Consider the following 1,907-nt stretch of genomic DNA (forward strand, 5'->3'; position numbering starts at 1 on the left):
GGATTGGGACGCCGGGTGACGGGGCGGCGGCGCGCCTCCTTCCCCTGGCAGGGATTTCGAGCGCCGCAAGGCGAATGTTGCGCGATCATCGGGCGGTCTTTGTGGAGGCCGGGATCGGGTTTGCGACAATGCTGGGTTGCGGCTGGAGCGATGAGGGCTGTTGCTGCCATCACGAGAAGATCGCGCCGGTTCGAGGTCTTCTCTCTTATCGAAGACATGCATGTCGCATCCCTTCATGGGCGCGTTTGGTCTCTCATTCTACGTCTCGGTTAGCCTGTTTGTCGCTCCGATACCGCCGAAACGCTGCGCATACCGAGGTGGCGTGTCTGCCATCTGCGCACGCTCATCCTGCGGCGTGCAGAAGCGTGATCTGCGCGAAAAATCCGCCCTGTTTTGCGTCGTTCGCGTCGATCCGCAGGAGAGTAAGCGCGGCTGAAAGCGGCCCGCTAGTGGGCCCGCTTTCACACATCTTGCCATCACTTTCTATGGGGGGATGAGCCTTTTCGCGAGGGTTTGCTTCCCGGCGGGGAAAAATGCTAGAAAGGTGCTAGACGTTTTCTAGCATTTCGCAACGTTTTCATTCTAGTACTTTTCTAGCATCATTCAGATCGCGGCGGTTATTCCTTCTAGCAAAATGCTAGAAGGAGCGGCATCCGATCTGCAATAACGAAGTTGGCGAAAGGTGCTAGAAAAGGCAGCGAACTTCGATCCCAGAATGCCACCTGAAAATACGGGTCGACCATCGGCGCGACCCACCAGCGAAGACAGATCTCATCGAGACGGGCCCGCCTTCCGAATGCGATCTTGAGTTGTGATCGGTCCCCATGAGCTGGCCTCCGGCACCCAATCTCGGGCTCCTCCACATGAGTGACATGGGCCAAATAAGCCGGATCAATCCTTATGTAGAAATGTGCCTACATTCTCTCGTTGCCGTCCCCGCCACTGCGATGTAGTATCGTAACATCGAACGCGAGTTGGAGTGCAGCCCATGGATCGCATGATGTCCAGTCGGGAATTCAACCAGAACCCGAGTGAAGCGAAGCGGGCCGCCGAGGACGGGCCTGTGATCGTTACCGATCGGGGCGTGCCCGCCTTCGTCCTGATCAAGTACGACGCTTTTCGTCGCCTTGCCGGCGAGCATGGCGGCTCGCTTCTCGATCTCCTGCGGCAGGATGGGCCGGACGCCGATTTCGACTTCGAGCCGGCCCGCCTCGACGACTTCGCACCGGCGAACCTCGGCTGATGTTCCTCCTCGACACGAACGTCCTATTGGAGCTGCGCCGGCCGGAGAGGGCGAATGTCGGCCTCGCGGCATGGGCCGCCAGCGCTTCGCCCGAGGAGCTGTTCATCTCCGCGATCACCCTTTTCGAGATCGAGCTTGGCGTTGCCCAGGCCGAACGCAAGGATGCAACCAAGGGAGCGATCCTGCGCGCCTGGATCGTTGCGCAGGTGGTCCCCGGCTTTCAGAACCGGATCGTTCCCGTCGACGTCGACGTCGCCCGGCGTTGCGCCGGGCTGCATGTGCCCGATCCGCGTCCGCAGCGCGACAGTTTGATTGCGGCGACCGCGCTCGTCCACCGCCTGATCGTGGTCACGCGCAACGTCCGCGACTTCGAGCCGATGGGCGTTCCGCTGCTCAACCCCTGGATCGATTGATGAGCGAACCGCTCGCTTGGATCGCTCGAAGCATAGGCCCGATCGCTATCAGCTATCCGCCTCATCGCTTGCGTCGAGCGAGGCCCGGAAGCTCCGCTCGACCCACTCGACGACGGAGATCCCCTCTACTTCGGCAGCCCGTGCCACGGCGTCCTTCAGCTCCAGAGCGATGCGCACGTTGAACTGGGACTGCGGACCCTTCGGCCTGGCCTCGCCCGCGCGCCGGATGAGCCGGCCGCTTGCTCTCGGAG

Annotated in this window: 5 protein-coding genes; 3 read left to right on the forward strand and 2 right to left on the reverse strand. The window is 61.5% G+C overall.

What is annotated here, in order from left to right; translation table 11 throughout:
* The coding region (locus tag EK416_RS17880; RefSeq protein WP_210211021.1) for a hypothetical protein at positions 1–218 on the reverse strand (218 nt) is incomplete at its 3' end.
* A 2-nt stretch (positions 219–220) separates the two neighbouring features.
* Between EK416_RS17880 and EK416_RS17800 the strand changes: the two genes are divergently transcribed.
* The 3 genes from EK416_RS17800 (at position 221) to EK416_RS17455 (ending at position 1,656) form a co-directional block, all read left to right on the forward strand.
* Positions 221–436: a hypothetical protein gene (locus tag EK416_RS17800; protein WP_164730116.1), complete on the forward strand. Its 216-nt coding sequence runs from the start codon at positions 221–223 to the stop codon at positions 434–436.
* 552 nt (positions 437–988) lie between these two features.
* A complete protein-coding gene (locus EK416_RS17450; protein ID WP_127079903.1) occupies positions 989–1,243 on the forward strand; it encodes a type II toxin-antitoxin system Phd/YefM family antitoxin in 255 nt (84 codons plus the stop codon).
* Complete coding sequence (locus tag EK416_RS17455; protein WP_127079905.1) at positions 1,243–1,656, forward strand: type II toxin-antitoxin system VapC family toxin; 414 nt, start codon at positions 1,243–1,245, stop codon at positions 1,654–1,656. Before EK416_RS17450 ends, EK416_RS17455 begins: the two co-directional genes overlap by 1 nt.
* Before the next feature lie 48 nt (positions 1,657–1,704).
* Here the strand turns inward: EK416_RS17455 and EK416_RS17460 are convergent.
* The coding region (locus tag EK416_RS17460; RefSeq protein ID WP_127079907.1) for a toxin-antitoxin system HicB family antitoxin at positions 1,705–1,907 on the reverse strand (203 nt) is incomplete at its 5' end.

Source organism: Rhodomicrobium lacus, assembly GCF_003992725.1.
Lineage (GTDB): Bacteria > Pseudomonadota > Alphaproteobacteria > Rhizobiales > Rhodomicrobiaceae > Rhodomicrobium > Rhodomicrobium lacus.

Coding starts and splice junctions, on each gene's coding strand:
- EK416_RS17455 (WP_127079905.1), top strand. CDS start 1,243: ATGTTCCTCCTCGACACGAACGTCCTATTGGAGCTGCGCCGGCCGGAG.
- EK416_RS17800 (WP_164730116.1), top strand. CDS start 221: ATGTCGCATCCCTTCATGGGCGCGTTTGGTCTCTCATTCTACGTCTCG.
- EK416_RS17450 (WP_127079903.1), top strand. CDS start 989: ATGGATCGCATGATGTCCAGTCGGGAATTCAACCAGAACCCGAGTGAA.